The following is a 1,710-nucleotide window of genomic DNA, read 5'->3' on the forward strand; positions in this document are numbered from 1 at the left end:
TTTTGCGATATTTTTATCTTTCTCAACTCACTGATGCTAAGGCATCGCCTCGTCTCAAAAAATAAAAATCTCATCAAAAATCTTAGAAATCATAAAATTTGATAGTTTTCTTAGAGGCACTAAATACATTCGCCTGCCTATGTCGGCAGACAGGCATTAAGAATTTCAGAGTTTTTTATAGACAATGAAAAAAATTGAAACAAATCGGGATAATGTAAAAAGTTTTGAAGAAGTATATGATTCCGAAATTTCGGAATGAAAACTTCAATTGAAAAACTCATTTGAAAGAAAAAAATATGTTACTTTTGTAGTTGATGGGATGCCATAAATTAAAATATTACGAGAGCGAAACCGCAATAGGCGAAAAATGGAAATTTTTTGTCGATGGGATAGAAAAAACTGTAAGTAGTCAGGATTTGAAATCCTACAATCATAAGAGTGCACTGATTGATGGTGGTCTGACTGCTTTAACATTTGGAATTGGTTCTGTCTGGACTGGGAAACCTTGACAACAAATTAATTTTAAAAGATGTATTTTAAAAATAGTGCTTTAATCTTGTTTTTATTACCCTTATTATTTGGTAATTGTAATAATGGAAAAAAATTATCCGATAAGGAATGTTTGTATAAGGATTCTATTAATGTAAAAGAGATTTATGATATAAGGGTTTTTTATGGAAATAATAATTTTTGTCTTTCAGGCAATAGGCTATTTCCCAATCCTTGTTTAAAAGACGAAAAAGCTTTTAAGATTGCAGAAAAAACAAATATTTTTTTGATTCTTGAGAAATCAGATACATTATATGTGCTATCAGGTGGGAATATATTCAGCGTGGATACAAATCAAAATTTGCCTGTTGTTAATGATTCTATAATTAATGTTTTTTATAGTAAAAAATACAATATTATTAAAGACCCTGATCCTCCTAAATGGACGGTTTTAGAAAGCAAAAAAGATACAATTATCATGGGATTAAAATCCCAAGGATATGATAATAATCATTGGTTGTTCGGTATTATAACAGACACTCTTTTTCAATTCAAAGATGGATTAAAGATAGGAATAGATAAGAGCAGATTTTTTCAGATACTTGGGATTGATTTTACGTATGATAAGAGCAATTTTACAGTTCTTTTAACAAGCATGTTTGAAAGTAATGTATCCTGGTATTATCGTTATTTTTGTTCAAATTATACTGATAAAATTTATTGTCATCCTGATGGCTTCCATGTAAGAACCTATCTTAAATATTTATTTACCTTTAAGAATAATAAACTTGTTGAAATAAAAATATACTCATAGTTTTCACATAGGTTTTCTAAGGAAAGTATTGTTATAATCGAGCTTCTAACCTAAAATGGTGGTCATGTAATCAATAAGCGGTTTTTCAATCCCCGTACTATCTGTAGTTTGTAACTACACCTACTATATTGAAATCTATAATTGAATTTTTATATAAAATCAATTTCAATTAATGATTCCAATTAAAAAGAAAAAAGATTAGTATTTTTGTTGTTTGATGGGATGCCATAAATTAAAATATTACGAGAGCGAAACCGCAATAGGCAAAAAATGGAAGTTTTTTGACGATGGGATAGAAAAAACTGTGAATAGTCAGAAAATTTGCAAAGACTATTATGCGTTTGGTATGCAGATGCCAGGAAGGACTTATAGTATTGCTAAAACAGTTGGAGCACCTATAATTGATC

At 29.1% G+C, this 1,710-nt stretch carries 3 protein-coding genes; all 3 read left to right on the forward strand.

Going from position 1 to position 1,710, the window contains the following annotated elements; genetic code table 11:
- Positions 1-314: 314 nt before the first annotated feature.
- Positions 315-509 carry a hypothetical protein gene (locus tag U9R42_13730; protein ID MEA3497082.1) on the forward strand — a complete coding sequence of 65 codons (195 nt, stop codon included), beginning with the start codon at positions 315-317 and terminating at the stop codon, positions 507-509.
- Between the two features lie 20 nt (positions 510-529).
- Positions 530-1,303, forward strand: coding sequence for a hypothetical protein (locus tag U9R42_13735; protein MEA3497083.1), 774 nt, complete (start codon positions 530-532; stop codon positions 1,301-1,303).
- Positions 1,304-1,520: 217 nt separating this feature from the next.
- A partial coding sequence (locus U9R42_13740) for a hypothetical protein (protein ID MEA3497084.1) occupies positions 1,521-1,710 on the forward strand: 190 nt, incomplete at its 3' end.

This window comes from Bacteroidota bacterium (assembly GCA_034723125.1).
Lineage (GTDB): Bacteria > Bacteroidota > Bacteroidia > CAILMK01 > JAAYUY01 > JAYEOP01.